This is a genomic window from Citrobacter sp. Cpo089 (assembly GCF_030332695.1).
GTDB lineage: Bacteria > Pseudomonadota > Gammaproteobacteria > Enterobacterales > Enterobacteriaceae > Citrobacter > Citrobacter portucalensis.
Genome location: NZ_JAOWHJ010000002.1, coordinates 1 through 24737 on the forward strand (window position 1 = coordinate 1; position 24737 = coordinate 24737).

General features: G+C 52.8%; 23 protein-coding genes and 1 tRNA gene. 17 read left to right on the plus strand and 7 right to left on the minus strand.

Annotated features, from left to right (window positions below):
* The first annotated feature begins 5 nt into the window (after positions 1–5).
* Positions 6–62 (plus strand): IS1 family transposase, encoded by a 57-nt coding sequence (locus tag OGX92_RS23405; RefSeq protein WP_003032489.1) that lies wholly within the window; start codon positions 6–8, stop codon positions 60–62.
* A gap of 346 nt (positions 63–408) precedes the next feature.
* On the opposite strand, the gene OGX92_RS00390 is transcribed toward OGX92_RS23405, so the two are convergent.
* The 3 genes from OGX92_RS00390 to OGX92_RS00400 all read right to left on the minus strand — a co-directional run bounded on the left by OGX92_RS00390 (position 409) and on the right by OGX92_RS00400 (position 2964).
* Positions 409–1686, minus strand: coding sequence for a tyrosine-type recombinase/integrase (locus OGX92_RS00390; RefSeq protein WP_003028195.1), 1278 nt, complete (start codon positions 1684–1686; stop codon positions 409–411).
* 186 nt (positions 1687–1872) lie between these two features.
* A tRNA-Arg gene (locus tag OGX92_RS00395) sits at positions 1873–1947 on the minus strand.
* A 75-nt stretch (positions 1948–2022) separates the two neighbouring features.
* Positions 2023–2964 (minus strand): formate/nitrite transporter family protein, encoded by a 942-nt coding sequence (locus OGX92_RS00400; RefSeq protein ID WP_125112645.1) that lies wholly within the window; start codon positions 2962–2964, stop codon positions 2023–2025.
* A 288-nt stretch (positions 2965–3252) separates the two neighbouring features.
* Here OGX92_RS00400 and mlaA point away from each other — a divergent pair, with 288 nt between their 5' ends.
* Complete coding sequence (mlaA, locus tag OGX92_RS00405) at positions 3253–4008, plus strand: phospholipid-binding lipoprotein MlaA (protein WP_003028190.1); 756 nt, start codon at positions 3253–3255, stop codon at positions 4006–4008.
* 59 nt (positions 4009–4067) lie between these two features.
* On the opposite strand, the gene fadL is transcribed toward mlaA, so the two are convergent.
* Complete coding sequence (gene fadL / locus OGX92_RS00410) at positions 4068–5348, minus strand: long-chain fatty acid transporter FadL (protein WP_063940575.1); 1281 nt, start codon at positions 5346–5348, stop codon at positions 4068–4070.
* Between the two features lie 371 nt (positions 5349–5719).
* On the opposite strand from fadL, the gene OGX92_RS00415 reads away from it, so the two are divergent.
* The 4 genes from OGX92_RS00415 to sixA all read left to right on the plus strand — a co-directional run bounded on the left by OGX92_RS00415 (position 5720) and on the right by sixA (position 10332).
* On the plus strand, positions 5720–6004 hold the full coding sequence (locus tag OGX92_RS00415; RefSeq protein ID WP_003834838.1) for a YfcZ/YiiS family protein: 285 nt from the start codon (positions 5720–5722) through the stop codon (positions 6002–6004).
* A 176-nt stretch (positions 6005–6180) separates the two neighbouring features.
* Positions 6181–7491 (plus strand): acetyl-CoA C-acyltransferase FadI, encoded by a 1311-nt coding sequence (gene fadI, locus OGX92_RS00420; RefSeq protein WP_063940574.1) that lies wholly within the window; start codon positions 6181–6183, stop codon positions 7489–7491.
* Complete coding sequence (fadJ, locus tag OGX92_RS00425) at positions 7491–9638, plus strand: fatty acid oxidation complex subunit alpha FadJ (protein ID WP_003834835.1); 2148 nt, start codon at positions 7491–7493, stop codon at positions 9636–9638. Before fadI ends, fadJ begins: the two co-directional genes overlap by 1 nt.
* Positions 9639–9846: 208 nt before the next feature.
* Complete coding sequence (gene sixA / locus OGX92_RS00430; protein WP_003028179.1) at positions 9847–10332, plus strand: phosphohistidine phosphatase SixA; 486 nt, start codon at positions 9847–9849, stop codon at positions 10330–10332.
* Between the two features lie 74 nt (positions 10333–10406).
* On the opposite strand, the gene smrB is transcribed toward sixA, so the two are convergent.
* The gene (smrB, locus tag OGX92_RS00435) at positions 10407–10958 is read right to left on the minus strand and encodes an endonuclease SmrB (protein WP_003839296.1); all 552 of its coding nucleotides are present in this window, start codon (positions 10956–10958) and stop codon (positions 10407–10409) included.
* A gap of 166 nt (positions 10959–11124) precedes the next feature.
* Between smrB and prmB the strand changes: the two genes are divergently transcribed.
* The 6 genes from prmB to OGX92_RS00465 are packed head-to-tail and all read left to right on the plus strand — an operon-like array spanning position 11125 to position 15675.
* Complete coding sequence (gene prmB, locus OGX92_RS00440) at positions 11125–12057, plus strand: 50S ribosomal protein L3 N(5)-glutamine methyltransferase (RefSeq protein WP_003834827.1); 933 nt, start codon at positions 11125–11127, stop codon at positions 12055–12057.
* A 39-nt stretch (positions 12058–12096) separates the two neighbouring features.
* Complete coding sequence (gene aroC / locus OGX92_RS00445) at positions 12097–13182, plus strand: chorismate synthase (RefSeq protein ID WP_003834825.1); 1086 nt, start codon at positions 12097–12099, stop codon at positions 13180–13182.
* A gap of 3 nt (positions 13183–13185) precedes the next feature.
* A complete protein-coding gene (gene mepA, locus OGX92_RS00450) occupies positions 13186–14010 on the plus strand; it encodes a penicillin-insensitive murein endopeptidase (RefSeq protein ID WP_063940571.1) in 825 nt (274 codons plus the stop codon).
* Positions 14010–14819, plus strand: a complete 810-nt coding sequence (locus tag OGX92_RS00455; protein WP_003834821.1) for a sulfite exporter TauE/SafE family protein — start codon at positions 14010–14012, stop codon at positions 14817–14819. Before mepA ends, OGX92_RS00455 begins: the two co-directional genes overlap by 1 nt.
* Positions 14819–15367 (plus strand): elongation factor P hydroxylase, encoded by a 549-nt coding sequence (locus OGX92_RS00460; RefSeq protein ID WP_003834819.1) that lies wholly within the window; start codon positions 14819–14821, stop codon positions 15365–15367. Before OGX92_RS00455 ends, OGX92_RS00460 begins: the two co-directional genes overlap by 1 nt.
* A 32-nt stretch (positions 15368–15399) precedes the next feature.
* Complete coding sequence (locus tag OGX92_RS00465; RefSeq protein ID WP_003028163.1) at positions 15400–15675, plus strand: YfcL family protein; 276 nt, start codon at positions 15400–15402, stop codon at positions 15673–15675.
* A gap of 114 nt (positions 15676–15789) precedes the next feature.
* On the opposite strand, the gene mnmC is transcribed toward OGX92_RS00465, so the two are convergent.
* Positions 15790–17790: a bifunctional tRNA (5-methylaminomethyl-2-thiouridine)(34)-methyltransferase MnmC2/FAD-dependent 5-carboxymethylaminomethyl-2-thiouridine(34) oxidoreductase MnmC1 gene (gene mnmC, locus OGX92_RS00470; protein WP_286586111.1), complete on the minus strand. Its 2001-nt coding sequence runs from the start codon at positions 17788–17790 to the stop codon at positions 15790–15792.
* A 159-nt stretch (positions 17791–17949) separates the two neighbouring features.
* Here mnmC and fabB point away from each other — a divergent pair, with 159 nt between their 5' ends.
* A complete protein-coding gene (fabB, locus tag OGX92_RS00475) occupies positions 17950–19170 on the plus strand; it encodes a beta-ketoacyl-ACP synthase I (protein ID WP_046670107.1) in 1221 nt (406 codons plus the stop codon).
* A gap of 230 nt (positions 19171–19400) precedes the next feature.
* Positions 19401–20579 (plus strand): MFS transporter, encoded by a 1179-nt coding sequence (locus OGX92_RS00480; RefSeq protein WP_003834805.1) that lies wholly within the window; start codon positions 19401–19403, stop codon positions 20577–20579.
* Here the strand turns inward: OGX92_RS00480 and flk are convergent.
* Complete coding sequence (gene flk, locus OGX92_RS00485) at positions 20576–21577, minus strand: flagella biosynthesis regulator Flk (protein ID WP_063940593.1); 1002 nt, start codon at positions 21575–21577, stop codon at positions 20576–20578. The genes OGX92_RS00480 and flk overlap by 4 nt on opposite strands.
* Before the next feature lie 108 nt (positions 21578–21685).
* Between flk and pdxB the strand changes: the two genes are divergently transcribed.
* From pdxB to truA, 3 genes are all read left to right on the plus strand, one after another.
* Positions 21686–22822: a 4-phosphoerythronate dehydrogenase PdxB gene (gene pdxB, locus OGX92_RS00490; protein WP_079939919.1), complete on the plus strand. Its 1137-nt coding sequence runs from the start codon at positions 21686–21688 to the stop codon at positions 22820–22822.
* A 68-nt stretch (positions 22823–22890) separates the two neighbouring features.
* Positions 22891–23904: an aspartate-semialdehyde dehydrogenase gene (locus OGX92_RS00495; protein ID WP_003834801.1), complete on the plus strand. Its 1014-nt coding sequence runs from the start codon at positions 22891–22893 to the stop codon at positions 23902–23904.
* Positions 23904–24716, plus strand: coding sequence for a tRNA pseudouridine(38-40) synthase TruA (gene truA, locus OGX92_RS00500; protein ID WP_003028142.1), 813 nt, complete (start codon positions 23904–23906; stop codon positions 24714–24716). The genes OGX92_RS00495 and truA overlap by 1 nt, the downstream gene beginning before the upstream one ends.
* Positions 24717–24737 lie beyond the last annotated feature (21 nt).

The window sequence follows — 24737 nt, forward strand, 5'->3', positions numbered from 1 at the left end:
AATCGGTGGAGCTGCATGACAAAGTCATCGGGCATTATCTGAACATAAAACACTATCAATAAGTTGGAGTCATTACCCAACTCGGCTGTGATATTGTACGAGAGGTTATATCGTTCAATATTATCAGCGGCATTTTCGTAAAAGCTAACAGACAAATCACCAGGTAAATTTTTAGGCTCAAAAGCTATTGAGATAGCACCTATTTTATTCCAGTGAATTAAGTCTTCACATTCGCAATTGAGCAATTTAGCAGCTCTTTCGAATGAGCAGTATTCTAAAGGCGCGATTCGGTTCTCTTTCCAGACGTTGCTATCCATCACCTCATCCTCTTGCGCATCTGATAAAAACTGAGGCAGGCATCAGGTGTTACTGCTTTTCGCCTGACCGGGCTAGCCCCAGTTTGTTCGGTTAATTGCCAACAACCCGTAATTTCTTCATGTCATATGGTGCAACATGTTGATCAGAGTTTGCTTCAAGATAGTCTGACCACCACTGCATCATTCGGCGGCGCTCCTGCATGTGCTGCGCCAGATGAACATAAGCCGCACGTACCTCATTACGTTCCTGATGGCTCATTTGCCGCTCTACGGCATCCCGTGACCACAATCCTGATTCGGTAAGAGCAGAGCAGGCCATTGCCCGGAAACCATGTAAGCAAACATCGGCCTGAGTATCATAACCCATAGTACGGAGCGCTTTATTAACCGTGTTCTCACTCATAGGCTTATAGGGGTTGCTATCGCCAGGAAAAATCAGTGTGTACTCATTGCTGATGCTTTTAATCGATTTCAATACGTCAATTGCCTGCGAAGACAATGGTACTGAATGCCCACTGCCCATTTTAGCCCCACGTTCAGAGAATTTTACACCTGCGATTTCTTCTCGCTGACCAGGGATTGTCCACATGGCAGTATCAAAATTTATCTCGTCCCAGCGAGCGTGGCGAAGTTCGCTGGAGCGAACAAACGTATGAAGAGATAGTAATACTGCGAGTTTGGTGAGAGATCTGCCTGTGTATGTTGCAGTTTTCGTCATCAATTCTGGCAGGCGATCCAGAGGAAGGGCGGGGCGGTGTTTAGTTTTAGGACTCGTCAAAGCACCTTTCAGGTCGTGAGCTGGGTTGTACTCGACTATTCCACGCTGAACCGCATAGCGGAATACGCTGCTCATCGTTGTCTTTACTCTTCCCGTAGTAGCACCAATGCCTTGTTCGTTCATGCTGATAAGCAAAGGTAGCAGATCCCGTGTTTTTAAGCTGTCGATGGGTTTACTACCGATGAGAGGAAATATGTGGTTTTCCATTTCCCTCAATATTTTATTACGGGTGATCTCTTTCCACTCAGGATGTCCCATCGTTCCGCCGTGCCACTCACGGGCTATAGCCTCGAAAGTCGGTGACGTTGGTTCAGTGCTTTCAGCTTTTTTTGCTTCACGTGGATCTTTGCCGTCGGCAAGAAGCTGTCTGGCTTCATCTCTGCGTTTACGTGCTGTTGTCAGTGGAACATCCGGATACACGCCCAATGCTAATGTCGCCTGTTTACCAGCAAAGCGATAATTCATGCGCCAGTATTTGCCACCCGTTTTTTTGACCAAGAGGTACAGACTGCCACCATCGGTTATTTTGTAATCGGTGTCTCGTGGCTTGGCATTCTCGATCTGTTTGGGTGAAAGCTCGTTTATAGCCATAAATGGCACCCCCTCAAGAGGTAATTGATGGTATCTGGATATCGAACTGATGAATACCATCACTTATACCATCAGAGTGCTGTAATGTCATGAAGGTAATTGAACGCTGTGTAAGTGTGGTTTCTGTTGAAAGGCTTGGTATTGCTGATGTTGTGAAGTGAACTGAAGTGGTGTGAAATGACTTAATGGTGTCCCCTGCAGGAATCGAACCTGCAACTAGCCCTTAGGAGGGGCTCGTTATATCCATTTAACTAAGGGGACGAAGCGGCACGAGTATAGCGTTTTTTACTCACAACGGTAAGTCTCAGGCCGCCCGACTGCTCAAACAGTCACCATTCAGGCCTGTTTTTTCTGGTTTTTCTGCTTTTGCTCATCACGCTTTGCTTGCAACCTGGCTTCTTCCTTGCGTTTGTTGCTCATATCATTGCGGATCTGCGCATGGCTCATCAGCGCGAAAATAAACGTTCCGCCACAGATATTCCCGGCGAGCGTTGGTAGCGCAAAGGGCCAGAAAAAATCACTCCAGTGCAGCGTGCCATTAAAGACCAAATAGAGAATTTCCACCGAGCCGACGACGATATGCGTGGTATCACCTAACGCAATCAGCCAGGTCATCAGAATAATGACCACAATTTTTGCCGCCCCGGCAGCTGGAAACATCCACACCATGGTGGCAATTAACCAGCCGGAAATGATGGCGTTGGAAAACATCTCTGTTGGCGTATTTTTCATCACATCCATACCAATTTTGACAAAAGCATCGCGGGTCTCTTCATCAAAAATCGGCATATGTTCAAACGCCCATGCGGCAACCCCGGTGCCAATAATATTACCCAGCAGAACCACGCTCCACAGGCGCATCAACAGGCCAAAATTGCCGAGGGTAGGGTTTTGCATCACCGGCAGTACAGCGGTGACGGTATTTTCGGTAAAGAGTTGCTGGCGGGCCATAATGACAATAATAAAGCCGAAGGTATAACCGAGGTTCTCGAGTAAAAATCCCCCTGGCACGCCTTCCAGCTGTACGTGAAAAATCCCTTTAGCCAGCAATGAGGCGCCCATCGACAGTCCTGCTGCGATGGCTGACCACAGTAGCGCCATCGCGTCACGCTCCATCTCTTTCTCTCCATCCTGGCGAATATGTTCATGGATTGCCATGGCGCGGGAGGGGAGTCTGTCCTCATCAAGCTCTATCTTTGTCCCTGTTAGCTTTTCATCGCTTTCCACCTCGAGCTCGTCGCTGTGTCGATCGATCTTATCTTTCTTGATGTCATTCATAGCCTAATCCTGAATAAGCACGTATTGCTAAAGCGTAGCGGCTTTTGTCCGAAAATCAGCGGGAGAAAGTCTGAGATAGCAAAAATAGTAACGTTTGTTTTTATCGGGTTAGTTAGAATAGAACCGCCGCGGAGTGCGCATTACCAGGCTATGATCAAATCAGTAAGACAGGGTATATAGACATCATTTGACGTGCTGTTACAATCGCTCACATCTAAACAGGCGGATACGTCATCGTTCCGTCATGGATGGCAATCAGCGATAGCCATAAAACACAGGGAGACACTTATGAAGCTTCGCCTGTCGGCGCTTGCGCTGGGAACCACACTTTTGGTGGGGTGTGCGAGCTCCGGTACTGAACAGCAGGGGCGTTCGGATCCATTTGAAGGGTTCAACCGCACCATGTACAACTTCAACTTTAATGTTTTAGATCCATACGTTGTTAGACCCGTAGCTGTTGCCTGGCGAGATTATGTTCCGCAGCCAGCGCGTAATGGTTTAAGCAACTTTACGGGGAACCTTGAAGAGCCGGCCGTCATGGTCAACTATTTCCTGCAAGGCGATCCTTATCAGGGGATGGTGCACTTTACCCGTTTCTTCCTGAATACCCTGTTAGGTATGGGCGGCTTTATCGATGTGGCTGGTATGGCTAATCCGAAGTTGCAGCGCGTTGAACCACACCGCTTTGGCAGTACGTTAGGCCACTATGATGTTGGTTACGGACCGTATATGCAGCTTCCATTCTACGGTAGTTTCACGCTGCGTGATGACGGCGGCGATATGGTCGATACCCTGTATCCGGTACTGTCCTGGCTGACCTGGCCGTTGTCGATAGGCAAATGGACGGTTGAAGGGATTGAAACTCGCGCGCAATTGCTCGACTCTGATGGTCTGCTGCGTCAGTCTTCTGATCCTTACATCATGGTGCGTGAAGCTTACTTCCAGCGTCATGACTTTATTGCGAACGGCGGGAAACTCAAACCAGAAGAAAACCCGAACGCGAAAGATATTCAGGATGATTTAAAAGAGATCGATTCTGAGTAAGGAATTGGGCAAATAAAAAGGTGAGCTAAAAAGCTCACCTTTTTTACGTCTGAAGAAAATCAGAATGCGTAGTTGAAGTTTGTACCAAACAGCCAGGCTTTACCTTCAGAGTCGAAAGTATATTTGCCTTCTTGCACTGTTACTTTTTGTCCGTGCATGTAAGACACACCGACGTCGATAGAGGCATCGTCATTGAACGCATAAGTTGTACCTGCACTCAACCACAGGCGATCCTGATCCGGAATCGAGATGGAACGCTTACTTGCTGGAACCGGGCTATCGTCATAAGCAATACCGGTACGGAACGTCCAGCTTTTATCCATATAGTAAGTCGTACCCAATGCAATGCGGTAAGAATCTTTGAAGCCTTCTTCTTTATAGAACAGTGTCTGTCCATTGGAACCTGTGGCTTTCAGCTCCTGGAACTGACTCCAGCTGGTATAGGCCATGCTGTAGTGGATAGCCCACTGTGGTGCAATACGGTTATAACCTGACAATTCCCACATTTCAGGAAGGTTAAGTGTCAGAGAACCCGGGACAGTGGCATTGGTCGTTCCCCATGGGAATGTAGTGCCAGCGCCAGGTATAGCATTCGCCTGGGTACGGATGCCACTCTTATAATCGCCATCAAAATCAATTTTAACTTCAGAACGGTACGTTAAACCATAACGGTTATTTTTATCCAGTTCGTACAGAATCCCGGCGTTCCAACCGTAGCCCCATTCGTCCCCTTTCAGGCTGGCAATTTTGTTGCTGACCTTCGGTAATGCAGCCGTCTGCTCGCCAGAATAACGTTCAATTTTTGCATCAGCATAAACGGCGTTAAAACCGAGACCGAAGCTCCAGCTATCATTCAGACGGTAGGCGCCGCTCAGGTTAAGGTTGACCGTTTTAAGGTCGGTCTTACCGCCGTATTCACCGACGATGTAGCTGTCGTTAAATTCGGTAGCCAGGCCATAGTTTGAGGTAACGGAAGCACCCCAACCAAACTGTTCGTTGATAGGCATCACGAAGTGAGCATTGGGAACCCACGCCGTAGGCGCGATGTTGTCCGCATCAGTGCTGCGTCCGGTGTATGGCGATTTACCGGAAATATTAACGTCTGGATCGATATACACCGCACCTGCTGAGAAAGTAGGGCGATCGAACATCATAATCAGTGCCGGGTTACGACTGGCGTTACCTGCATCATCTGCAATTGCGCCTTCACCCGAATATGCCCGGCCAAGGCCAGAGGAAGAAAATTCGTTTAACTGAAAGCCTGCAGACCAGGCCTGTGTGGAGATAATTGCCACTGCGACTGCGAGAGCAGACTTTGTAAACAGGGTTTTCTGGCTCATGACCATAACCTCATAGATTTATTTTTATACAAACAATGTTACATGCCGTAACAGGAGCGCGAAGTGTAGGGTCTGAGGTACGACTTAGAAATCAGACCAGTGGCGTGAGTATAGGTCGGACCAGCTGGAATGTTGCAAGTATGTTTATAAATATTTTCAAATTTGATCAGAGAAACGCGATCCAGCTGGCAAAATTGCGGGGGTGCGCACTCACCTGTTTGGGCGATTTTTGTTTTAGATCATTTTTAAGTGTGATTTCGGTCACTTATCGCATTTCATACAATTAACGACTGGAGAGGCGAATAATGGGAGCGTAAAATATCCCTATCGTTTATCTGGCACCTCAGGTGCGAATACAGAGGAAATCTACAATGAGTAAATGCAGTGCTGATGAAACCCCGGTTTGCTGCTGTATGGATGTTGGCACCATCATGGACAACTCCGATTGCACCGCGTCCTACAGCCGTGTGTTCGCGAACCGCGCAGAGGCAGAAGAAACGCTGGCCGCTCTGACTGAAAAGGCGCGTGGCGTGGAATCTGAGCCTTGCCAAATCACCTCGACCTTTACTGAAGAGTCAGAAGGTGTGCGTCTGGATATCGACTTTGTTTTTGCCTGTGAAGCTGAAACGCTGATCTTCCAGCTGGGCCTGCGTTAATCCCCCTCTGCAAAAGCCCTTGCTATCTGATAGCAAGGGCTTTTTCGTAACTGTCAGTGATTATTCACTGTGTCTTAGCTCCCACTTTCTTTTCTCTCCGCTTGGCTAAATGTAAAAAATTGGTTAAGACTATGATCAGGTCAGACCACTTATTTTATTTTTTACAGGGGAGTGTTATGAGTCAGGCTTTACCGCTGGTTACCCGCCAGGGCGACCGTATTGCCATTGTAAGTGGATTGCGTACGCCATTTGCTCGTCAGGCTACCGCGTTTCATGGCATTCCCGCCGTTGATTTAGGAAAAATGGTCGTCGGTGAGCTGCTGGCGCGCAGCGAAATACCTGCTGATGTGATTGAGCAACTGGTTTTTGGTCAGGTGGTGCAAATGCCTGAAGCGCCAAATATTGCTCGTGAAATCGTGCTGGGAACCGGCATGAATGTGCATACGGATGCCTATAGCGTAAGCCGAGCCTGCGCGACCAGTTTTCAGGCAGTGGCGAATGTCGCGGAAAGCCTGATGGCGGGGTCTATTCGTGCGGGAATTGCGGGTGGTGCGGACTCATCGTCAGTCTTGCCTATTGGCGTTAGTAAAAAGCTGGCGCGGGTGCTGGTGGATGTCAATAAGGCCCGGACAACCGGTCAACGCCTTAAACTCTTTTCCCGACTGCGTTTACGTGACCTGATGCCTGTGCCGCCAGCCGTCGCCGAGTATTCCACTGGTTTGCGTATGGGGGATACGGCTGAGCAAATGGCCAAAACCTATGGTATTACCCGAGAACAGCAGGATGCTCTGGCGCACCGCTCTCATCAGCGTGCCGCTCAGGCGTGGGCTGAAGGAAAGCTGGCAGATGAGGTAATGACTACCTACGCGCCACCGTTTAAAGATCCTTTTTCAGAAGATAACAATATTCGCGGCAACTCTACGCTGGCCGATTACGCCAAACTACGTCCGGCGTTTGACCGCAAGCACGGCACTGTCACCGCAGCAAACAGTACCCCGCTAACGGACGGCGCAGCCGCCGTGATCATGATGACGGAGTCGCGTGCGAAAGAGTTGGGGCTGGTGCCGCTGGGATACCTGCGTAGTTTTGCTTTTACCGCCATCGATGTCTGGCAGGACATGCTGCTGGGACCAGCGTGGTCAACGCCGCTAGCCCTGGAGAGAGCGGGTCTGACGATGGCAGATTTAACCCTGATCGACATGCATGAAGCTTTTGCCGCACAAACGCTGGCGAATCTTCAGTTGTTGGGTAGCGAACGTTTTGCCCGCGACGTGCTGGGCAGGGCACATGCCACTGGCGAAGTTGATGACAGTAAATTTAACGTGCTGGGTGGATCGATTGCCTATGGACACCCCTTCGCCGCTACCGGTGCGCGCATGATCACTCAAACCCTACATGAGTTACGACGTCGTGGCGGTGGTTTTGGTTTAGTGACCGCCTGTGCAGCTGGTGGTTTGGGTGCAGCCATGGTTCTGGAGGCGGAATAATGGAAATGGCATCGGCTTTTACACTAAACGTACGTCTGGATAACGTTGCTGTTGTCACCATTGATGTGCCCGGAGAGAAAATGAACACCCTGAAAGCGGAGTTTGCTTCTCAGGTACGGGCCATTCTGAAACAAATCCGCGATAACAAAGCATTGCGCGGCGTGGTGTTTATTTCGGCTAAACCCGATAACTTCATTGCCGGGGCGGATATCAACATGATTGGTAGTTGTCGTAGCGCGCAGGAAGCCGAAACGCTGGCCCGTCAGGGGCAGCAGATGATGGCGGAAATTAATGCCTTGCCGATCCCGGTTATCGCCGCGATTCATGGCGCATGCCTTGGCGGTGGCCTGGAGATGGCACTGGCGTGCCACAACCGTATTTGTACCGATGATGTTAAAACCGTTCTGGGTTTACCGGAAGTACAACTTGGCTTGTTGCCAGGCTCCGGTGGTACGCAGCGGCTGCCGCGCCTGATTGGCGTCAGTACCGCACTGGATATGATCCTCACCGGAAAACAATTACGCGCAAAACAGGCGCTGAAAGTTGGTTTAGTGGATGAAGTTGTACCGCATTCCATTTTGCTGGAAGCGGCCGTAGAACTGGCTAAAAAGGACAGTTCTGCGCATCGAACACTGCCCGTGAGAGAGCGAGTGTTGGCGGGGCCGCTGGGGCGGGCGCTGTTGTTCCGCATGGCCAGTAAAAAGACGGTGCAAAAAACGCAAGGTAACTACCCTGCAACAGAACGTATCCTTGAGGTCATCGAAACCGGGCTAGCGCAAGGCAGCAGTAGCGGTTACGACGCTGAGGCCAGTGCGTTTGGTGAGCTGGCGATGACATCCCAGTCTCAGGCGTTACGGCACATCTTTTTTGCCAACACCGATGTGAAAAAAGATCCCGGAAGTGATGCGAAACCTGGCCCGCTAAACAGCGTAGGTATTTTGGGCGGCGGTCTGATGGGCGGTGGTATTGCCTACGTGACGGCCTGTAAAGGCGGCTTGCCTGTGCGCATCAAAGATATAAACGCTAAGGGAATCAACCACGCGCTGAAGTACAGCTGGGATCAGCTTGAAACGAAGGTTCGCCGCCGTCATATCAAAGCCAGCGAACGCGATAAACAACTGGCGCTGATTTCGGGAACGATCGACTACCGTGGCTTTGCGCATCGCGATCTAATTATTGAAGCCGTGTTTGAAGATCTGTCGCTAAAACAAAGGATGGTGGCAGAAGTTGAGCAAAATTGCGCACCTCATACCATTTTTGCTTCTAACACCTCATCTTTGCCCATTAGCGATATTGCTGCGAACGCTGCAAGGCCCGAACAAGTGATTGGTTTACACTTTTTTAGTCCGGTGGAAAAAATGCCGTTGGTCGAAGTGATCCCGCATGCCACGACCTCTGAGCAGACAATTGCAACTACCGTTAAGTTAGCGAAAAAACAGGGTAAAACGCCGATAGTGGTGAGAGATAAGGCCGGCTTTTACGTTAACCGCATTTTAGCGCCTTATATTAACGAAGCGATTCGTATGTTGACCGAAGGCGAGCGGGTCGAAACCATAGACGCCGCGCTGGTTAAGTTTGGTTTTCCAGTTGGGCCAATCCAACTTTTGGATGAGGTTGGAATTGATACGGGCACTAAAATTATACCAGTGCTTGAGGCTGCATATGGAGAACGTTTTAGCGCGCCTGCAAATGTTGTTGCTTCAATTTTGAATGACGATCGCAAAGGTAGAAAAAATGGTCGGGGTTTCTATCTTTATGGTGCGAAAGGGCGTAAAAGCAAAAAACAGGTCGACCCTGCAATTTATACGCTTATTGGCGTCCAGGGTCAGGGCCGACTTTCCGCCGCGCAGGTAGCAGAGCGGTGCGTTATGTTAATGCTCAATGAAGCAGCCCGTTGTTTCGACGAGAAGATAGTCCGCAGCGCACGTGATGGCGACATCGGCGCTGTATTTGGTATTGGTTTTCCGCCATTCCTCGGCGGCCCGTTCCGGTATATGGATTCTCTCGGCGCGGGTGAAGTGGTTGCGGTTCTGCAACGGCTGACCACGCAGTACGGCTCGCGGTTTACACCGTGTGAGCAGTTATTGCAGATGGCGGAACGCAGTGAAAGATTCTGGAATATTGGGGAAACTGACCTGAATTCATGAGGTCAAAGGTAGGATGAATCCGCACTGAATGTATGGGTCGCGCTCAAAATGTAAACAGAGATTGACTATACTTACGCCGTTGAGGTAAAAAACAGCGTTTCATTCGGTGAATGGATAAGGCACAATGCCGGCCACCATATCGTTACCACAGCCAATAGGGGCTGTGAATAAAGGTAGTGGTGATTCTGGTTAACAAAAGCGGTGCAATATGCAAGTTTTTATCATGCGTCACGGCGACGCGGCCCTCGATGCCGCCAGTGATTCGGTTCGTCCCTTAACCTCCTGTGGTTGTGACGAATCTCGCCTGATGGCGAACTGGCTGAAAGGTCAAAAAGTGGATATCGAACGTGTTCTGGTGAGCCCGTTCCTACGAGCCGAACAAACGCTGGATGTGGTGGGGGAGTGTATGAACCTGCCAACCGGTGTGGATGTTTTGCCGGAGCTGACTCCCTGCGGCGATGTCGGTCTGGTCAGCGCCTATTTACAGGCTCTGGCCAATGAAGGTATCGCCACCGCACTGGTTATCTCTCACTTGCCTTTAGTGGGATATCTGGTGTCTGAGCTTTGCCCAGGTGAAACACCGCCGATGTTTACCACATCAGCGATTGCCAGCGTTACGCTTGATGAGAGCGGGAAGGGTACTTTTAACTGGCAAATGAGCCCGTGTAACCTGAAAATGGCAAAAGCGATTTAAACAGGCCGGATAAGGCGCAGCAGCCACCCGGAAAATCAAAGAGCCGCAAATGCGGCTCTTTTTGTCTTTCTGCATCACGGAAGTTCGGGCGGTAGCCACTCTTCCACTTCAATCAGCACCAGCAGCGCGGCGTCGCCACCGTACTCCTTCGGTGCCTGATGAAAGGCCATTACGTGCGGATGCTGGGCCAGCCAGAGCGGCGTCTGCTGTTTCAGAATATGTTTTCCGTGGCCATGCATCACGCAGGCGCAAAACACATGTTCACGGCGACAGGCGGCAATCAGCGCGCCTAACTCTTGTTTGGCCTGTTGCTGGGTCAGCCCATGCAGATCGAGAAACAGCTCTGGAGAGTAATCGCCACGGCGCATTTTCTTCAGTTCGAAATGGCTGACGTCGGCGCGCAGGTATCTTACCGGGCCGTCCGTATTCAGCAGCGGCTGAAACTCATCCGAGAAATAGTGGCTGGCATCAGCCTGCTCCTGTAGCAGCCTTTTAACCGGAACCTCGGCAATTTTTTTACGTGGAGGTCGGTGAACAATGGTGTCCTGTTTAATTTTACGCGTGCCGGTCATCAGCTGGCGAAACAGCGTCTGATCCTCCTCGCTGAGCGATGTTTTCTTTTTCATTCGAGAGTCTCAACTTTTATTTTCCGTTAGTTTAACCCGACTCGGCGGGCATCCGATCGCTTAAAACGCAATTTTCGCGTTCAGGCCCCGTGTGAATGCTGATTTATCGCCGTCTTCGTGGCAAACTAGCCGCCGAAATTAATACGAGCATGCCCTGGAGGAATACGTGGATAAAATTTTCGTCGATGAAGCAGTGAGTGAACTGCATACCATTCAGGACATGTTGCGTTGGGCGGTCAGCCGTTTTAGCGCGGCGAACATCTGGTATGGCCATGGCACGGATAACCCATGGGACGAGGCCGTACAACTGGTGCTGCCGTCACTTTATTTGCCGTTGGATATTCCAGAAGATATGCGTACCGCGCGTCTGACCTCCAGCGAGCGTCATCGTATTGTTGAACGCGTGATTCGCCGCGTCAACGAGCGCATTCCGGTTGCTTATCTGACCAACAAAGCCTGGTTCTGCGGGCATGAATTTTATGTTGATGAACGCGTGCTGGTTCCACGTTCACCGATTGGCGAGCTTATCAATAACCGCTTTGCGGGCCTTATTAATGAGCAACCGCAGCATATCCTCGATATGTGTACCGGCAGCGGCTGTATTGCCATTGCCTGCGCCTATGCCTTCCCGGAAGCCGAAGTCGATGCGGTGGATATTTCCACTGACGCGCTGGCGGTGACTGAACACAATATTGAAGAACACGGTCTGATCCATCACGTCACGCCGATCCGTTCCGATCTGTTCCGCGATCTGCTGAAAGTCCAGTATGACTTGATTGTGACCAACCCGCCGTATGTCGATGCGGAAGATATGTCCGATCTGCCAAACGAATATCGTCACGAACCTGAACTGGGTCTGGCGTCCGGCAGCGATGGGCTGAAACTTACCCGCCGCATTCTGGGGAACGCCCCAGACTACCTGTCAGATAACGGTATTCTGATTTGTGAAGTCGGAAACAGCATGGTACATCTGATGGAGCAGTATCCGGATGTACCGTTCACCTGGCTGGAGTTCGACAACGGTGGTGACGGCGTATTTATGCTGACCAAAGAGCAGTTAGTTGCTGCTCGCGAGCACTTCAGCATTTATAAAGACTAATTACACGCGCACATACACAACACGCATAACGGAGCCGTGATGGCAGGAAACACAATTGGGCAACTCTTTCGCGTAACCACTTTCGGCGAATCACACGGGCTGGCGCTCGGTTGTATTGTCGATGGTGTTCCGCCGGGCATTTCTCTGACAGAAGCTGACCTGCAGCACGATCTCGACAGACGCCGTCCGGGCACATCGCGCTACACTACGCAGCGTCGTGAGCCGGATCAGGTGAAAATCCTCTCCGGGGTGTTCGAGGGCGTTACCACAGGCACCAGCATTGGCCTGCTGATCGAAAATACCGATCAGCGTTCACAGGATTACGGCGCGATTAAGGACGTTTTTCGTCCGGGACACGCCGACTATACCTATGAGCAAAAATATGGCCTGCGCGACTACCGTGGCGGCGGACGTTCATCCGCACGTGAAACAGCGATGCGCGTGGCGGCCGGAGCGATTGCCAAAAAATATCTGGCGGAAAAATTCGGCGTTGAGATCCGCGGCTGCCTGACGCAGATGGGGGATATTCCGCTGGAGATTAAAGACTGGTCCCAGGTGGAACTTAACCCGTTCTTTTGCCCGGACCCGGATAAACTCGAAGCGCTGGATGAACTGATGCGCGGGCTGAAGAAAGAAGGTGACTCCATCGGAGCTAAGGTGACCGTTGTTGCACGCGGTGTACCTGCGGGTCTCGGCGAACCTGTATTCGACCGCCTGGATGCCGACATCGCCCATGCGCTGATGAGCATTAACGCCGTTAAGGGCGTTGAGATTGGCGATGGATTTGACGTTGTTGCGCTGCGCGGCAGTCAGAACCGTGACGAAATCACCAAAGAAGGTTTCCAGAGTAACCATGCGGGCGGCATTCTGGGCGGGATCAGCAGCGGGCAACAAATCATTGCTCATATGGCGCTGAAACCGACGTCCAGTATTACCGTTCCTGGGCGCACTATTAACCGCTTTGGAGAAGAAGTCGAAATGATCACTAAAGGTCGCCACGATCCGTGCGTAGGGATCCGCGCCGTACCGATCGCCGAGGCGATGCTGGCGATCGTATTGATGGATCACCTGCTGCGTCAGCGGGCGCAAAATGCGGACGTGAAGACCGATATTCCACGCTGGTAAGAGATGAAAAAAACGGCACTTGCGGCGCTGGCTCTGTTTGCCAGTACCGCCTGTCTGGCGGCGACGCCCTGGCAGAAAATTACCCATCCGGTTGCGGGCAGCGCGCAGTCTATCGGCGCGTTTTCCAATGGCTGTATTGTTGGCGCAGATACGCTGCCTGTCCAGTCAAAACACTATCAGGTGATGCGCACCGATCAGCGTCGTTACTTTGGCCATCCGGATCTGGTGAGGTTTATCCAGCGTCTGAGTAATCAGGCCAATAGTCAGGGGCTGGGCACGGTGTTAATCGGCGATATGGGTATGCCGGCCGGTGGGCGATTCAATGGCGGTCACGCCAGCCACCAGACGGGATTGGATGTGGATATTTTCCTGCAACTGCCGAAAACGCGCTGGACCCAGTCGCAACTGCTGCGGCCGCAGGCGTTAGATCTGGTCTCACAGGATGGCAAACGTGTTGTGCCGTCACTGTGGAAACCGGAGATTTTCAGCCTGATCAGGCTGGCTGCAAAAGATAATGAAGTAACGCGTATTTTCGTGAATCCGGCGATTAAGCAACAACTTTGTCTGGATGCAGGGACCGACAGGGACTGGTTGCGTAAAGTGCGGCCGTGGTTCCAGCATCGTGCGCATATGCACGTGCGGTTACGTTGCCCTGCCGACAGCCTTGAGTGTGAAGATCAACCGTTACCGCCACCGGGTGACGGCTGTGGCGCAGAGCTGCAAAGCTGGTTCGAACCTCCAAAACCTGGAACCACCAAGCCTGAGAAGAAGACACCGCCGCCGTTGCCGCCTTCCTGCCAGGCGCTACTGGACGAGCATGTACTCTAATGGATCATTTTGCCTCTCTGTTTATGGTGTCGCCACTGCTGTTAGGTGTGCTTTTTTTTGTGGCGATGCTGGCAGGTTTTATTGATTCTCTGGCCGGAGGCGGTGGTCTACTCACCATCCCGGCATTGATGGCGGCCGGGATGCCACCTGCGCAAGCGCTGGCGACCAATAAGCTGCAAGCCTGCGGGGGATCTATCTCTTCCTCCCTCTATTTTATTCGTCGGGGTGTGGTTAATCTGGCGGATCAGAAGCTCAATATCTTCATGACCTTTATCGGCTCAATGAGTGGCGCGCTGTTGGTTCAACACGTGCAGTCAGATGTTCTGCGCCAGATCCTGCCAGTATTGGTTATCTGTATTGGCCTTTACTTTCTGTTGATGCCGAAAATCGGGGAAGAGGACCGACAGCGCCGACTGCACGGTTTGCCTTTCGCGCTGGTGGCCGGAGGCTGCGTCGGCTTTTACGATGGTTTTTTTGGTCCGGCGGCGGGGTCGTTCTACGCGCTGGCTTTTGTCATGCTGTGCGGATACAACCTGGCGAAATCGACGGCCCACGCCAAAGTATTAAATGCCACCTCGAATATCGGCGGGTTGTTGCTGTTTGCTCTCGGCGGCAAAGTGATTTGGGCGACAGGTTTTGTGATGCTCATTGGCCAGTTTATTGGCGCACGGATGGGCTCTCGACTGGTACTCAGCAAAGGACAAAAACTCATTCGGCCAATGATCGTTATTGTCTCCGCCGTTATGAGCGCCAAGCTACTTTATGATAATCATGGACAGGAGATTCTCCACTGGCTGGGGATGAACTAATGAATAATACGCATCACTACGAACAGTTAATTGAGATTTTTAACGGCTGCTTTGCCGATGAATTTAATACCCGTCTGATTAAAGGCGACGACGAACCGATCTACCTTCCAGCGGATGCGGAATTACCGTATCACCGTATCGTTTTTGCGCATGGTTATTACGCCAGTGCGTTACACGAAATTTCACACTGGTGCATCGCCGGTAAAGCCCGTCGTGAACTGGTCGATTTCGGTTACTGGTACTGCCCGGACGGACGCGACGCGAAGACACAATGCCAGTTTGAAGATGTGGAAGTGAAGCCGCAGGCGTTTGACTGGTTGTTTTGCATGGCGGCGGGCTACCCGTTTAACGTCAGTTGCGACAATCTGGAGGGGGACTTTGAACCGGATCGCGTGGTATTCCAGCGCCGTGTTCATGCTCAGGTGATGGAGTACCTGGAAAAAGGGATCCCTGAACGTCCGGCGCGTTTCATTAACGCGTTACAGAATTATTATCACACGCCTGAACTTACGGCGGAACAATTCCCGTGGCCCGAAGCGCTCAACTGAAGCCGCTGCCACGTTTACAATGAGGAAATAAGATGATCGCGGAGTTTGAATCACGCATTCTGGCATTAATCGACGATATGGTAGAGCACGCCAGCGATGATGAGTTGTTTGCCAGTGGCTATTTGCGTGGGCACCTGACGCTGGCTGTGGCTGAGCTGGATGCTGGCGAGGACCATTCCGCTGAGGCATTGTACGCCAATGTGACCAGCAGCCTGGAAAAAGCCATCAGCGCAGGCGAACTCTCGCCGCGTGACCAGGCGTTAGTGAAAGAGATGTGGGACACACTGTTCCAGAAGGCAACGCAATAATAATTGCAGTGGATTGTGCCGGATGGCGACGCGAAGGCGTCTTATCCGGCCTACGCGGACGGGAGTTGTAGGCCGGATAAGCGTAGCGCCATCAGGCAATGGCGAGATGGTATCTTATTTCACCGCTTTACCCTTCAATAACTTCCTTACCCACAGACGATTCGGATTCAGCGCTGCCAGTGTGTTGGCATCCATTGGTATGGGTTCATTGCTCATTTGCGATGCAAGAATTTCTGCACACAGCGGGGCAGTACACAGCCCGCGCGAGCCCAGCGCACCTAACATAAATAAATCGGAATACACCGGGGCGTTTACGGCGTGCACTTTGTCTTCGGCAAGAGTGGCATACTGGCTGAGCGTGGCGTCATAATCCGCGACGTTGCCGACCATCGGCATGTGATCGCGCGTGGCGCAGCGCACTCCACAACGGGCGGCATTGCCACTAATGTCTACTTCTTTTGCCCACGAGGCATTCGGGAAACAATCTATTAAGCGCTGACGGTTTTGCTGCTGATCGTCCGCGCGATACACCGTTTCTTCACTTCCGCGATGATAGCTGGCGCCAATGCAGTGCTGCTGGTTTTGCGGGTTGTGTGGCGTGAGGTAGCCGTCATAGCACAGCACCTGACGCAGCGCTGAAAGCGAAGGCGTGGTAGGAATGTGACTCACCTGACCGCCTACGGAGTACACCGGAAGCGACTGCGTTTGCTCAACGCCGTTAATGCGATGCCCGTTAGCCATAACTACAGCAGCGTGAGTGGCGGTGTCGCCACTGGAAAACGTCAATTGCCAGTGTTCTGTCTGCCGAGACAGCGAGGCCAGCGTATGTTGATACCGGGTGCGTAATCCCAGCGTTGCGGCGTAGTCGAATACGGCGGCGGTTAACTGTGCCGGACACAGCCATCCTCCGGCAGGGTACTGAATGCCGCCGCATCCGGTTTCTACGCCGGTCGTTTGTAAAACCTGCTCTGCGTTAACGCTGATGGCGAGCGCATCAGGCAATTCAAGGGACAGCATTTGGTCGATTTTTTGCTGGCTTTTTTCATCCCACGCCAGTTGTGTCACACCGCACCAGTCATGCGCGAACTCAACGGGGAGGGCGTCATACAGTCGACGAGCGAAGGTAAACGCGGTGGGGAAAAAGAGATTAATGGCCGCGTCATGCTTGCTGAGTAGCGGATAAAGCGCGCCCTGGCGATTGCCGGATGCACCCCCGGCTGGGTTATCGTCGGCGCAATAGAGAGTGACCTGCCAACCGCGACGCAGTAACGCCAACGACAGCAATGCGCTGGCAATCCCCCCGCCAATAATGGCGGCTTCGCGTTTATCTGTTCCGGTACGTGCAAACCACGGCGCCGAGGAGGGAAGCGTCAGCGTCTGTTCCATTACGCCACAGAGCATTTCGCGTTTGCGACCAAAGCCTTTGCATTTTTGCATCGTAAATCCGGCTTCCTGCAATCCCCGACGCACAAAGCCCGCTGAGGTGAAGGTTGCCAGCGTACCGCCGGGACGAGCCAGACGGGCCATTGCGTTAAACAGCGTTGGCGTCCACATATCCGGATTTTTTGCAGGCGCGAAACCGTCCAGAAACCAGGCATCCACTTTTTGATTCAGGGAGTCATCGAGCTTACTGGTCAGTTCGTTAATATCGCCAAACCACAGATCCAGCGTGATACGTCCTTCATCAAGGAGCAGGCGATGGCATCCCGCCAGCGGCAGCGGCCATTGCTCTTGCAGCGCCGTGGCCCACGGGGCAAGTTCTTGCCAGTGCTGATGGGCTAAGGTTAAATCTTCGCGCGTCAGTGGATATTTTTCAAAGCTGATGAAATGTAATCTTTCCAGGGTAGCTTCGGGATGGGTATCGCGAAAATCGGTAAATGCCTGCCAGAGTGTCAGGAAGTTAAGTCCGGTGCCAAACCCGCTTTCTGCCACCACGAAGAGGGGACGTGAATGCGCAGGGAATCGCTGGGCGAGATGATTCCCGCCGAGAAAGACGTAACGTGTCTCTTCCAGCCCGTTATCATTGGAAAAATAGACATCGTCAAAATCTCGGGAAACAGGTGTACCCTCAGCGTTGAATTCAAGGTTTGCAGGTTGTATAGCGTATTGTTTCACGTAAGTTACTCGTCTGGCAGGCTGTGCCCCGATCTTAGCGATGAGTGCCTGGCTGCGCAAATTTCCACACTAAATGGCTGATCGGACTTGTTCGGCGTACAAGTGTACGCTATTGTGCCACTCGAAACTTTAAAATAGTGCGACTTACAGAGGTATTGAATGAAACGTGCAGTGATTACTGGCTTGGGCATCGTTTCCAGCATCGGTAATAACCAGCAGGAAGTCCTGGCATCTCTGCGTGAAGGACGTTCAGGGATCACTTTCTCTCAGGAGCTGAAGGACTCCGGCATGCGTAGCCACGTTTGGGGCAACGTAAAACTGGATACCACTGGCCTCATTGACCGCAAAGTAGTGCGCTTTATGAGCGACGCATCCATCTATGCATTCCTTTCTATGGAACAGGCAGTGGCTGATGCCGGCCTTGCAGCAGAAGATTACCAGAACAACCCGCGCGTTGGCTTGATTGCAGGTTCCGGCGGCGGCTCCCCGCGTTTTCAGGTGTTCGGTGCTGACGCAATGCGTAGCCCGCGTGGTCTGAAAGCGGTTGGCCCGTATGTGGTCACCAAAGCGATGGCGTCCGGCGTTTCTGCCTGCCTCGCAACGCCGTTCAAAATCCACGGCGTAAACTACTCCATCAGCTCTGCCTGTGCGACATCTGCGCACTGTATCGGTAACGCGGTAGAACAAATTCAGCTGGGCAAACAGGATATCGTTTTTGCTGGCGGCGGCGAAGAGCTGTGCTGGGAAATGGCGTGTGAATTCGACGCAATGGGCGCGCTGTCTACTAAATACAACGACGATCCATCCAAAGCTTCCCGTACCTATGACGCGCACCGTGACGGTTTCGTTATCGCTGGTGGTGGCGGTATGGTCGTGGTCGAAGAGCTGGAGCATGCGCTGGCACGTGGCGCGCATATCTACGCGGAAATCGTCGGTTACGGCGCAACGTCCGATGGCGCAGACATGGTTGCTCCGTCTGGCGAAGGCGCAGTACGTTGCATGCAGATGGCGATGCACGGCGTAGACACCCCGATCGACTACCTGAACTCTCACGGTACCTCTACTCCGGTAGGCGACGTGAAAGAGCTGGGTGCAATCCGTGAAGTGTTTGGTGATAACAGCCCGGCCATCTCTGCGACTAAAGCCATGACCGGTCACTCTCTGGGTGCGGCTGGTGTGCAGGAAGCTATCTACTCTCTGCTGATGCTGGAACACGGCTTTATCGCGCCGAGCATCAACATTGAAGAGCTGGATGAGCAGGCGGCAGGTCTGAACATCGTGACCAAACCGACCGAGCAGGCGCTGACTACCGTGATGTCCAACAGCTTCGGCTTTGGCGGCACTAACGCAACTCTGGTTATGCGTAAGCTGAAAGCATAAGACAGTGTGCCGGATCTTATATCCGGCTCATGCTGTACAGTAAAGGGAGCCGTCAGGCTCCCTTTTTTATATCGTTGACAATCGATCGGGTTTACAGGCAGACTCCAGCTTCAACATTATCCTCTTGATAATGCGTAAGCGTTTAACGTTATCCAACGCACCTTAATCCTGATAGTCAGGTAGAGGGGGCGTGGACATTCCTCGCCTTACTCTGCATTTTGGAGTAACGCATGACAGCTGTAACCCAACAAGAAAAAACACCTTCGGCGAACTTTTCGCTGTTTCGTATCGCTTTTGCGGTTTTCCTGACCTATATGACGGTCGGCCTACCTTTGCCCGTGATTCCTCTGTTTGTGCATCAGGAACTGGGCTATGGCAATACCATGGTCGGTATCGCCGTAGGCGTACAGTTTCTGGCAACGGTATTAACGCGCGGCTACGCCGGGCGCTTAGCCGATCAATATGGTGCTAAACGCTCGGCGCTACAGGGGATGTTTGCCTGTGGGCTGGCGGGCGCGGCGTGGCTTTTAGCCGCGCTATTGCCAGTTTCTGTCCCTGTAAAATTTGCGTTGTTAATCGTCGGGCGTTTGATCCTCGGTTTTGGCGAAAGCCAGCTGCTCACTGGAACGTTGACCTGGGGGTTGGGGTTGGTCGGCCCAACACGCTCCGGTAAGGTGATGTCGTGGAACGGAATGGCGATTTACGGCGCGCTGGCCGCCGGTGCACCGTTGGGCCTGTTGATCCACAGCCACTTTGGCTTTGCAGCGCTGGCCGGGACGACGATGGTATTACCGCTGCTGGCATGGGCATTCAACGGCACTGTACGCAAAGTGCCTGCGCATGCAGGAGAACGTCCTTCGTTATGGAGCGTGGTAGGGCTTATCTGGAAACCGGGCCTGGGCCTGGCGCTGCAGGGCGTTGGCTTTGCGGTGATCGGTACGTTTATTTCACTCTATTTTGTCAGCAACGGCTGGACGATGGCGGGGTTCACCCTGACTGCGTTTGGTGGGGCATTTGTGCTGATGCGCATTCTGTTTGGCTGGATGCCGGACCGTTTCGGCGGCGTGAAGGTTGCCGTTGTCTCTTTGCTGGTGGAAACCGCAGGGCTGATTCTGCTGTGGCAGGCCCCATCTGCCTGGATTGCGCTGCTCGGGGCGGCATTAACCGGGGCCGGGTGTTCGCTTATCTTCCCGGCCTTGGGCGTCGAAGTGGTGAAGCGAGTGCCTGCGCAGGTTCGTGGGACGGCGCTGGGCGGTTACGCCGCGTTTCAGGATATCTCCTACGGCATAAGCGGTCCGGTCGCCGGGGTGCTGGCCACCGCGTACGGTTATCCCTCAGTGTTCCTTGCCGGGGCGATATCTGCCGTGGTGGGGATTATTGTAACGTTGCTTACGCTGCGTAAAGGTTAGGCGACCAGCCAGAAAATGGTTAACGCAATTATCAACGCAACAAACAGCAGTCCCGGTCGTGCCGACAGAGATTTAACCGTTTCAATCATCGGCGCGAACGGGCTGTAAATGGGCTGCAGATGGCGCGGATCGCTGAGCTCGCGTTCTCGTTCCACGCGCCGCAGGAAAATTTGATTGAGCAAGTCCTGCACCTGCACCGTGGTCAGAATCGATTGTGGTTGGATCTGATACGTCTGCTGTGCGTACTCTTTTATTGCTGTCAGCTCATTCGGCTCTAATGGCAGCTTCAGCGCCGCCTGGAGCGTTTGTAGCGTCGGGGCGCTTTGCAGGCTGAGCGTCTGGCGCGCCTGCAGCCAGGTGACCAGGTGCGTAAACTGTTTGGCAGGGATCAGCTCACCGCTTTTTACGCCAGACAACTCCAGCATCGACTGCCAGATCATCTTCCCGGATTCTCCCGTGGCCGCCGCCAGTTTGGTAACCAATTGGTTCAGCGTATTGTGCTCTGCGGGCAGCAACGGGCGATCGGTAGCCGGGCGCTGCTGCGGCTGCGGTATCGAAAGCTGCCCTTGCTGCAGCAGTGTGAGCACGTTCTTCAGCTGCTCAGGCGTGAGCTGGCTGAGCGCCGTTTGCCCATACTGCTGACGGATAAAATCACTGACTGCCTGGCGGTTATTTCCCTGGCTCAGTAATTCAGTGAGCTGCGAAAGCACCTGACGATTCACATGATTTTGCTGAGCAACCCCCAGCCGTTGATTCAGGTTTTGCTCAGCGGCTGGAAAGTGACGTGACTGCAGCGGCGTATCACTTTTGACGCCCAGATCGTGCTTCATTCCGGCCCACACCTCAGCACTTTGCTGCTGGGTGAGTGAAATCAAACGGGTAATTAGCCGTTCCAGCACAGTACGTTGTTGTGTGGATAACGGTTGTTCACCCGCAGCGGAAGGGGCATTTTGGCCTTCGCCGGGAGGGCGTGCGGGCGTACCTGAAATGGGCTGCATCATCTCTGTTCCTTAAATCTGTGCTGACCAGGTCTCGCAGTATGCCTGGCGGCGAGATTATGGCACACTTGCCCGGTTAACTCTCGTTCTCAAACAGGTGCGAAAGACGTGAAAATCCTCGTTGATGAAAATATGCCCTATGCCCGCGAACTGTTCAGTCGTTTGGGGGAGGTCAAAGCGGTTCCCGGCCGTCCGATTCCCGTTGCTGAACTGGATGATGCGGATGCTTTAATGGTGCGCTCGGTGACGAAAGTAAATGAATCACTGCTTGGCGGAAAACCGGTTAAATTTGTCGGTACGGCAACCGCTGGCACAGACCATGTGGATGACGCCTGGCTTGCTCAGGCGGGGATCGGTTTTTCCGCCGCACCCGGTTGTAACGCAATAGCGGTCGTAGAATATGTTTTTTCAGCATTGCTGATGCTGGCGGAGCGCGACGGGTTTGCGTTACGCGATCGCACCGTAGGCATTGTGGGTGTGGGGAACGTGGGCGGGCGTTTGCAGGCGCGTCTGGAAGCGTTGGGGATCCGCACGCTGCTGTGCGATCCACCGCGAGCCGATCGCGGTGACGAAGGCAATTTCTGCTCGCTGGATGAACTGGTTGAGCAAGCCGATGTGCTGACTTTCCATACCCCGCTGTTTAAAGATGGGCCGTACAAAACGCTGCATATGGCGGATGACGCGCTGATTAGCCGGTTGAAGCCGGGCACTATTCTGATCAACGCCTGCCGTGGGCCGGTCATCGACAATACGGCATTGCTGAACCGATTGAATGCCGGTCAGTCGCTGAGCGTTGTGCTGGATGTCTGGGAAGGAGAGCCGGATCTCAATGTGGCGTTGCTGGAGAAAGCTGATATCGGTACGGCGCACATTGCCGGGTATACCCTCGAAGGAAAAGCGCGTGGTACCACGCAGGTCTTTGAGGCCTATAGTAAGTTTATTGGTCACGAGCAGCACGTTGCGCTCAGTACCCTGTTACCCGCACCGGAATTTGGTCGTATTACCCTGCATGGCCCGTTAGATCAGCCAACGCTGAAAAGGCTCGTGCATTTAGTGTATGATGTGCGCCGCGATGATGCGCCGTTGCGTAAAGTCGCTGGAATTCCGGGTGAGTTTGATAAACTGCGTAAAAATTACCTTGAGCGTCGTGAATGGTCGTCTTTATATGTGATGTGTGACGACGCAACGGCTGCTGCCTTATTGTGTAAGCTGGGTTTTAACGCTGTTCATCATCCGGCACATTAATGTCTTCTTAATGCTCCCTGTCGAATAATGCGACAGGGACGCTTACGTATTTCTTGGAGTAAATCACCATGTCTGAAGGCTGGAATATTGCCATTCTGGGCGCAACGGGCGCCGTAGGCGAAGCCCTGCTCGATACGCTGGCTGAACGCCAGTTCCCGGTCGGTGAAATTTATGCGCTGGCGCGTAATGAAAGCGCCGGTGAGCATCTGCGTTTTAACGGTAAATCGGTCATAGTGCAGGACGTTTCAGACTTTGACTGGACGCAGGCACAGTTGGCATTTTTTGTTGCGGGCGCTGAAGCCACCGCCGCATGGGTAGAAGAAGCCACTAATGCGGGTTGTCTGGTGATTGACAGCAGCGGTCTGTTCGCGCTCGAGCCTGACGTTCCGCTGGTGGTTCCGGACGTTAATCCGTTCGTGCTGGCGGATTACCGTAACCGCAATGTGATTGCGGTGCCTAACAGTCTGACCAGCCAACTGCTGTCTGCGCTGAAACCGTTGATTGATGACGGTGGGCTTTCGCGTATTACGGTGACCAATATTATCTCAGCTTCCGCTCATGGCAAAAAAGCGGTGGATGCGCTGGCAGGACAGAGTGCGAAACTGCTTAATGGCATCCCGATTGACGAAGATGATTTCTTTGGCCGTCAGTTGGCATTCAACATGCTGCCGATGCTGCCCGATCGTGAAGGTAGCGTGCGTGAAGAACGTCGTATCGTTGATGAAGTGCGCAAAATTATGCAGGATGACGGCCTGCTCATCTCTGCCAGCATCGTGCAGTCCCCGGTATTTTATGGCCACGCGCAGATGGTGAATTTTGAGGCCCTGCGTCCGTTGGCGGCGGAGGAAGCGCGCGATGCGTTTTCACGCGGTGAAGACGTGGTGTTGTCGGAAGAGACCGATTTCCCGACCCAGGTTGGCGATGCATCGGGCACGCCGCACCTTTCTATTGGCTGCGTGCATAATGATTACGGTATGCCAGAGCAAGTTCAGTTCTGGTCTGTGGCGGACAACGTTCGCTTTGGCGGCGCGTTAATGGCGGTGAAAATTGCGGAAAAACTGGTGCAGGAGTACCTGTACTAATGTCTGACCAGCAACAGCCGTCAACCCATAAAATTGCGCTGGGCATTGAGTATGACGGCAGCAAATATTATGGCTGGCAGCGCCAGAACGAAGTGCGTAGCGTTCAGGAAAAACTGGAAAAAGCGCTCTCTCAGGTGGCGAATGAGCGCATCAATGTTTTTTGTGCAGGACGCACGGATGCGGGCGTTCATGGCACTGGGCAGGTCGTGCATTTCGAAACCACTGCCCAGCGTAAAGATGCGGCCTGGACACTGGGGGTAAATGCGAATTTACCTGGTGACATCGCTGTGCGCTGGGTTAAAGCTGTACCCGATGATTTTCATGCCCGATTTAGCGCCACGGCTCGCCGTTATCGCTACATCATCTACAATCATCGGTTGCGCCCTGCGGTTTTGGGTAAAGGGGTAACCCATTACTATGAACCGCTGGACGCTGAGCGAATGCATCGTGCGGCCCAGTGTCTGATTGGCGAAAATGATTTTACCTCGTTTCGAGCGGTGCAGTGTCAGTCGCGCACGCCGTGGCGAAACGTGATGCACATTAACGTCGAACGTTTCGGTGCATATGTGGTGGTGGATATTAAAGCGAATGCCTTTGTACATCATATGGTCAGGAATATTGTCGGCAGCCTGATGGAAGTTGGCGCCAACAACCAGCCGGAGAGCTGGATAGCAGAACTGTTAGCGGCAAAGGACAGGACGCTGGCAGCGGCAACGGCGAAAGCGGAAGGACTGTATCTGGTTGCGGTAGATTACCCAGACCGGTTCGACCTGCCAAAACCGCCTATGGGCCCGCTATTTCTGGCGGACTAATTTGAGTCGTATAAAGGCAAA

Bases quoted from the DNA above. Each gene is read 5' to 3' on its own strand.
- OGX92_RS00465 (WP_003028163.1), top strand. From the start codon at position 15,400: ATGATCGCGGAGTTTGAATCACGCATTCTGGCATTAATCGACGATATG.
- OGX92_RS00460 (WP_003834819.1), top strand. From the start codon at position 14,819: ATGAATAATACGCATCACTACGAACAGTTAATTGAGATTTTTAACGGC.
- mlaA (WP_003028190.1), top strand. From the start codon at position 3,253: ATGAAGCTTCGCCTGTCGGCGCTTGCGCTGGGAACCACACTTTTGGTG.
- smrB (WP_003839296.1), bottom strand. From the start codon at position 10,958: ATGAAAAAGAAAACATCGCTCAGCGAGGAGGATCAGACGCTGTTTCGC.
- flk (WP_063940593.1), bottom strand. From the start codon at position 21,577: ATGCAGCCCATTTCAGGTACGCCCGCACGCCCTCCCGGCGAAGGCCAA.
- mepA (WP_063940571.1), top strand. From the start codon at position 13,186: ATGAAAAAAACGGCACTTGCGGCGCTGGCTCTGTTTGCCAGTACCGCC.
- aroC (WP_003834825.1), top strand. From the start codon at position 12,097: ATGGCAGGAAACACAATTGGGCAACTCTTTCGCGTAACCACTTTCGGC.
- OGX92_RS00455 (WP_003834821.1), top strand. From the start codon at position 14,010: ATGGATCATTTTGCCTCTCTGTTTATGGTGTCGCCACTGCTGTTAGGT.
- sixA (WP_003028179.1), top strand. From the start codon at position 9,847: ATGCAAGTTTTTATCATGCGTCACGGCGACGCGGCCCTCGATGCCGCC.
- OGX92_RS00415 (WP_003834838.1), top strand. From the start codon at position 5,720: ATGAGTAAATGCAGTGCTGATGAAACCCCGGTTTGCTGCTGTATGGAT.
- OGX92_RS00390 (WP_003028195.1), bottom strand. From the start codon at position 1,686: ATGGCTATAAACGAGCTTTCACCCAAACAGATCGAGAATGCCAAGCCA.
- OGX92_RS00495 (WP_003834801.1), top strand. From the start codon at position 22,891: ATGTCTGAAGGCTGGAATATTGCCATTCTGGGCGCAACGGGCGCCGTA.
- truA (WP_003028142.1), top strand. From the start codon at position 23,904: ATGTCTGACCAGCAACAGCCGTCAACCCATAAAATTGCGCTGGGCATT.
- OGX92_RS00480 (WP_003834805.1), top strand. From the start codon at position 19,401: ATGACAGCTGTAACCCAACAAGAAAAAACACCTTCGGCGAACTTTTCG.
- fadL (WP_063940575.1), bottom strand. From the start codon at position 5,348: ATGAGCCAGAAAACCCTGTTTACAAAGTCTGCTCTCGCAGTCGCAGTG.
- fadJ (WP_003834835.1), top strand. From the start codon at position 7,491: ATGGAAATGGCATCGGCTTTTACACTAAACGTACGTCTGGATAACGTT.
- OGX92_RS00400 (WP_125112645.1), bottom strand. From the start codon at position 2,964: ATGAATGACATCAAGAAAGATAAGATCGATCGACACAGCGACGAGCTC.
- fadI (WP_063940574.1), top strand. From the start codon at position 6,181: ATGAGTCAGGCTTTACCGCTGGTTACCCGCCAGGGCGACCGTATTGCC.
- fabB (WP_046670107.1), top strand. From the start codon at position 17,950: ATGAAACGTGCAGTGATTACTGGCTTGGGCATCGTTTCCAGCATCGGT.